Source organism: Kitasatospora sp. NPDC091257, assembly GCF_044757675.1.
In the GTDB taxonomy this organism is placed as follows: Bacteria; Actinomycetota; Actinomycetes; order Streptomycetales; family Streptomycetaceae; genus Kitasatospora; species Kitasatospora lactacystinica.
Window position 1 is genome coordinate 1 of the sequence record NZ_JBIVVI010000700.1, and the last position, 4,889, is coordinate 4,889.

Consider the following 4,889-nt stretch of genomic DNA (forward strand, 5'->3'; position numbering starts at 1 on the left):
CGCCGCCGCCCTGTTGGGGGTCCTGGACGACAGCCTGCTCGCCCGCCCCCGGGCCTTCGGGCCCGTCGGCGCCGGAACAGGCGGTGCCCGCAACGGTTAGTGCCGGCCCGTACCGGGCAACCGCCGGGTGCGAGCACGTCACCGGAAGTGTCGGAGGTGACCGAGATGGACGGTCCCGCTTTGAGCGGATGGGAGCGGCGGCTCCTCGAGGAGATCGAGTCCGATCTGCGCCAGGACACACGGCTCGACCGGAAGCTGAGCACGATGGGCGCCAAAGCGCCGAGCCGGGTCCGGCGCGTGCTCCGCGGGGTCGGACGCAGGGTCACGGCGGGGGTGACGCTGACCGCCCTGGTGATGACGGCGATCTGTTTCGGCGTGGGCGCCCGGACACCGGCCACCGCCGTGCTGGTCGCGCTCGGGGTGGTCTGGGCGGCGACGGTGGGGGCCGCGGTCGCCGCCTCCGAACTGCTGCGCCGCCGGCGCGAGGCCCGCAGCGGTATCGCACCGGCGGACCCGACGGAGTTCCGGGAACGCCGGGAGCGCCGCGATCGGCGCCCCTGGGACCGGCCGGAGGCGTGACGCCATGACCACCGACCTGTGGGAGTACCGCCCGGGCTCCCATCCCGCCGCCGACCTCGCGCTGGTCGGGTACGAGGTGCACGCCACCGACGGCCCGGTCGGCCGGGTCGAGCAGGACGCCGGCGACCACCTGCTGGTCGACGCCGAGCCCTGGGTGCCGGGCGCCCGGGTGCTCGTCCCGGCCGGACTGGTCGCCCGGCTCGACCACCTCGACCGCGCCGTCCACCTCGACTGCCCGCGCGCCCGGCTCAGCACCGCTCCGCCCGTGGCCGTCGACCTGACCGCCCCGCACCCGGGCTGAGCGACCGCGCCATGGGCTGGCCGTCCACCACGCTCACCGGCCGGACGATCGCGTTCCTGGTCGCGCCGTACGGGGCCGAGCAGGTCGAACTGACCGACCCGTGGCAGGCGGTCGCCGAGTCCGGCGGCACCCCGCGGCTGCTGTCCACCGCCGAGGGGCGGGTCCGGACCGTCCGGCACCACGCCGAGGGCGACACCTTCGCCGTCGACGCGCTGGTCGCCGAGGCCGACCCGGCCGACTACGACGGGCTGGTCCTCCCCGGCGGCGTCGCCAACCCCGACCGGCTGCGCCTGGACCGGTCGGCGGTCGACTTCGTGCACGCCTTCGGCGCCGCCGGCCGGCCGGTCGCGGCGATCTGCCACGCGGCCTGGACACTCATCGAGGCCGACGCCGTACGCGGCCGCACCCTCACCTCCTGGCCCAGCCTGCGCACCGACCTGGTCAACGCCGGTGCGCACTGGGTGGACGAGCCGGTGCACGTCTGCCACGGAGGCCCCGGCACGCTCGTCACCAGCCGCAAGCCCGCCGACCTGCCGCTGTTCGACGACGCCTTCGTGACGGAGTTCGCCCACGCGGCGGCGAAGCGCCGGAAGTGAGCGCACGGTCCGACGTCAGTCGCCCCGGAGGCGGACGAAGGCCGCGGTGGGCGGGCGGCCGGTGAGGGTGAACTCGGCGCGCAGGGGCGAGGTCAGGGGATGGACCGGGCCGTGCTCGGGGTCGGTACCGGGCGGGCCGAGCAGCGGGCGGACGACCTCGGCGACCTCGCCGGACTGGACCGGGGTGAGCCGCGGGGAGGTCAGGAGCACCCGGCCGTCGTCGAGCCGCAGGACCAGCGCGTGCGGGTGGTCGGCCGGGCCGGTGACGGCGCCGACGGTGGCGTCCAGGGTGTCGCCGCGGCGGTACTTGACCCAGACCCGGCCCGCGCCGCGCGGCCGGTACGCGGCGGCGGCGGCCTTGCACACCAGGCCCTCCACCCCGGTGTCGGCGAGCCGCTCCATCCACTCCAGCGCCTCCGCCCGGTCCGTGGTGGCCATGACCGGCCGGATCGGCGGCGGGACGTCGGCGAGGGCGGCGAGCAGCAGCCGACGGCGGTCGGTGAGCGGCAGCCCGCGGACGTCGCGGCCGGGCAGCGCCAGCAGGTCGAAGGCGATCAGGCCGAGAGCCACCTCGGGGGCGGCGGCACGGGCCCGGCGGGTGCGCAGCAGCTCGCCGAAGGCGAACCGGCCGCCGCGCCAGGCGACCAGCTCGGCGTCCAGCACCAGCCCCTCCGGCAGCCGGGCGACGGCGGCGGCGATCGGCGGGAACTCGGGGGCGAGGTCGCGGCCGCTGCGGGACTGGAGGTACGCGGGCCGCCCGCCCCGGGCGAAGGCCACGCAGCGGAAGCCGTCCAGCTTCAGCTCGTACTGCACGCCCCCGCCGCCCAGGCCGTCGGCGGGCGGGACGGCGGTCACGGCGGCCGGGCGCATCACCTCGACGGGCGGGTGCAGCACCTGGTGGGCCGGCGGCCGCGCTCCGGACACCGAGGGCGCACCGGGCAGCGGCCGGGCCCGCTCCGGGTCCAGCAGCGGGGCGAGCAGGTCGCCGTGCGCGGCCAGCCGGTCGGGCACCTCGGCGAGCGTGAAGACCAGACCCCGCTCCTCGGTGGCCCGTTCCAGCTCCGCCCAGGCCAGCGGGGTGGAGACGGTCGGCAGCGGCCGGGCCCGCAGGGTGTACGGCGCGGCGGTGGTCTTCTTGGCGTTGTTCTGCGACCAGTCGACCAGCACCCGGCCCCGGCGCCGGGCCTTGGCCATGGTGTGCACCACCAGCTCCGGGCGCTCGGCCTCCAGGGCGGCGGCCAGCGCCTTCGCGTACCCGGAGACCCGGGCGCTCGGCGTGGGCTCGATCGGGACCAGCAGGTGCAGGCCCTTGGAGCCGGAGGTCTTCACCCAGGCCGCCAGACCGTCCGCCGCGAGCCGCTCCCGCAGCAGCAGGGCGACCGTGCGGCAGGTGAGCACGTCGGCGCCCTCGCCGGGGTCGAGGTCCAGCACCAGCCGGTCGGCGACGGCGGGCGCGGCCGCGTGCCACTGCGGGACGTGCAGCTCCAGGCAGCCCAGGTTGGCGACCGCCAGCAGCGCCGCGCCGTCCTCCAGCACCACCTGCCGCAGCTCGCCGGTGTTGCTCGGCACGTCGACCGTACGCACCCAGTCCGGGGTGCCGGGCGGCGGGTTCTTGGCGACGAACGCCTCCGCCTCGACGCCGTCCGGGCAGCGGAGGAAGGAGACCGGGCGGTCGCGCAGGTGCGGGAGCAGGGCGGTGTGCACGGCGGCGTAGTAGCGCAGCACCTCGCCCTTGGGCGTGCCGGTGCGCGGGTAGTACACCTTGTCGAGGTGGGAGAGGGCGAGGGTGCGCCCGTCCACCGTCATCTGCGGCACGCTCCGCCTCCGATGCCTCCGATGCCTCCGCTGTCTCCGATGCCTCAGGTGCCTCCGCTGTCTCCGGCGCCTCCGGTGGTGCCCCCGCAGCCAGTCTGCCCCGGTTCGGCGGCGGCCGCCCCGAGGGCTCCCGGGGTCCGTCCTCGGACTCCCGTCGTCCGCCCGCCGGGCGGCCGGGGCGCGCCCGGGTAGGTGCCGAAGTACCAGCGGTTGCCCTCCGGGTCGGCGGCGGCGAAGTCCCGCGAGCCGTAGTCGGTTTCGTACAGCCCGGTGGTGATCCGGGCCCCGGCGGCCACCGCGCGGGCGTGCACGGCGTCCGGGTCGGCGGTGACCACGTACGCGGTGAAGCCGCCCGGCCGGCCCGGCCAGGGCTCGGTGCCCTCGGGCGTCCCGCGCTCGGAGCCGAGCATCACGCCGCCGCCCTCGGGCCAGGCGAGTTCGGCGTGTGCGACGACGTCGCCCTCGCCGTAGGTGACGACCTCCTGGAAGCCGAAGGCCTCGACCAGGAAGCGGATCAGGGCCCGGGCGTCGGTGGCGCGCAGGCTGGGCCAGACCTGCGGGGCGGGGGTCTCGGTGGCGTCCATGGCTCACTCCTCGGGAAGCGTGGGTCGTCGTGCCGGTCGTTCCGCCTCCCACTCTGCGGCCGCACCCGGCGCCCCGCCTTGGACGTTTCGGAACTTCGCCTGCTCCGGCCCCTCCGCCGCCAGCCAGGCGCTCGGCGCGGCCCCGGCCAGCGCCCGGAACTCGCGGGCCAGGTGCGCCTGGTCGAAGTACCCGCAGCGCACGGCCAGTTCCGCGAGCCGGGGAGGCGGCTCGGTGGCGGCGAGCAGGCGCCGGGCGCGGTCGAAGCGCATCACCCGGGCGGCCGCTTTCGGGGTCAGCCCGGTCTCCCGGCGGAACCGCTCCTGGAGGTGCCGGGCGCTCCAGCCGGTCTCCCGGGCCAGCTCCGCCACCGGCAGCGCGCCGTGGCTGCGCCGCAGTGCCTGCCAGGCCCGGCCGACCTCGGGCGGCACCCGGCCGGAGGGCCGGGCGGTCCGCAGCAGCGCCCCGTCCAGCACGGCGAACCGTTCCGTCCAGTCGGGGGCGGCCAGCAGCTGCTCCCGTAGCCGCGGGGCGAACCGGCCGAGCACCTCCTCGGCGGGTACGTCGATCCCGGCCAACTCCCCGGCGGGCAGCCCGAACAGCGCCCGGGCGGCGAGCGGGTGCACGGCGATCTGCACGCCGGACTGCGCGCCCTCGTGGGTGATCAGCGCGGGGGTGGTGTGCAGTCCGCCGAGCAGGGTCGGGTAGCTGCCGGGCGGCTGTGCGGGATCGGGGTGCCCGGCGATCACCAGCGGCTCGTCGAGGGTGAGGATGAAGGTCAGGTACGGGGAGGGCAGGCCGCGGTGCACGGCGGGGGCGAGGCCGCGCCGCCGGTAGCCGGAGTACCAGGCCAGGTAGGGGCGCAGCGCCGTGGTGGGCCGGGCCCGGACGGCCTCGTCGACCGTCCGCTCGGCGTCCGTGGTCATCCTCCCAGTATCGGCGGTCGGGGCCTCCGGGCGTCGGGCCGGGGTCGCGGGCGCGGGCGGGGTTGCTTATGGTGAGGGCGCGGTCACACC

General features: G+C 77.2%; 6 protein-coding genes and 1 pseudogene. 3 read left to right on the top strand and 4 right to left on the bottom strand.

Annotated features, from left to right (window positions below):
* Positions 1-165: 165 nt before the first annotated feature.
* Genes ACIQOV_RS27630 through ACIQOV_RS27640 form a run of 3 tightly spaced genes read left to right on the top strand, consistent with a single transcriptional unit; the run spans position 166 to position 1,476 of the window.
* Positions 166-579, top strand: a complete 414-nt coding sequence (locus ACIQOV_RS27630) for a hypothetical protein (RefSeq protein WP_401053035.1) — start codon at positions 166-168, stop codon at positions 577-579.
* Between the two features lie 4 nt (positions 580-583).
* Positions 584-880 carry a PRC-barrel domain containing protein gene (locus ACIQOV_RS27635; RefSeq protein WP_359899332.1) on the top strand — a complete coding sequence of 99 codons (297 nt, stop codon included), beginning with the start codon at positions 584-586 and terminating at the stop codon, positions 878-880.
* A gap of 11 nt (positions 881-891) precedes the next feature.
* Positions 892-1,476 carry a type 1 glutamine amidotransferase domain-containing protein gene (locus tag ACIQOV_RS27640; protein ID WP_401053038.1) on the top strand — a complete coding sequence of 195 codons (585 nt, stop codon included), beginning with the start codon at positions 892-894 and terminating at the stop codon, positions 1,474-1,476.
* 15 nt (positions 1,477-1,491) lie between these two features.
* Here ACIQOV_RS27640 and ACIQOV_RS27645 read toward each other — a convergent pair whose 3' ends face one another.
* The 4 genes and pseudogenes from ACIQOV_RS27645 to ACIQOV_RS27660 all read right to left on the bottom strand — a co-directional run bounded on the left by ACIQOV_RS27645 (position 1,492) and on the right by ACIQOV_RS27660 (position 4,799).
* The gene (locus ACIQOV_RS27645; RefSeq protein WP_401053044.1) at positions 1,492-2,346 is read right to left on the bottom strand and encodes a DNA ligase; all 855 of its coding nucleotides are present in this window, start codon (positions 2,344-2,346) and stop codon (positions 1,492-1,494) included.
* A gap of 66 nt (positions 2,347-2,412) precedes the next feature.
* A pseudogene (ligD, locus tag ACIQOV_RS27650) lies at positions 2,413-3,282 on the bottom strand (non-homologous end-joining DNA ligase); the annotation flags it as partial.
* 53 nt (positions 3,283-3,335) lie between these two features.
* Positions 3,336-3,875 carry a VOC family protein gene (locus tag ACIQOV_RS27655; RefSeq protein WP_401053040.1) on the bottom strand — a complete coding sequence of 180 codons (540 nt, stop codon included), beginning with the start codon at positions 3,873-3,875 and terminating at the stop codon, positions 3,336-3,338.
* A 3-nt stretch (positions 3,876-3,878) separates the two neighbouring features.
* Positions 3,879-4,799 (bottom strand): helix-turn-helix domain-containing protein, encoded by a 921-nt coding sequence (locus ACIQOV_RS27660; protein ID WP_401053042.1) that lies wholly within the window; start codon positions 4,797-4,799, stop codon positions 3,879-3,881.
* Positions 4,800-4,889 lie beyond the last annotated feature (90 nt).

What these genes read in the sequence shown, in the direction of transcription:
- ACIQOV_RS27630 (WP_401053035.1), top strand. Translation starts at nt 166, where the DNA reads ATGGACGGTCCCGCTTTGAGCGGATGGGAGCGGCGGCTCCTCGAGGAG.
- ACIQOV_RS27635 (WP_359899332.1), top strand. Translation starts at nt 584, where the DNA reads ATGACCACCGACCTGTGGGAGTACCGCCCGGGCTCCCATCCCGCCGCC.
- ACIQOV_RS27640 (WP_401053038.1), top strand. Translation starts at nt 892, where the DNA reads ATGGGCTGGCCGTCCACCACGCTCACCGGCCGGACGATCGCGTTCCTG.
- ACIQOV_RS27645 (WP_401053044.1), bottom strand. Translation starts at nt 2,346, where the DNA reads ATGCGCCCGGCCGCCGTGACCGCCGTCCCGCCCGCCGACGGCCTGGGC.
- ACIQOV_RS27655 (WP_401053040.1), bottom strand. Translation starts at nt 3,875, where the DNA reads ATGGACGCCACCGAGACCCCCGCCCCGCAGGTCTGGCCCAGCCTGCGC.
- ACIQOV_RS27660 (WP_401053042.1), bottom strand. Translation starts at nt 4,799, where the DNA reads ATGACCACGGACGCCGAGCGGACGGTCGACGAGGCCGTCCGGGCCCGG.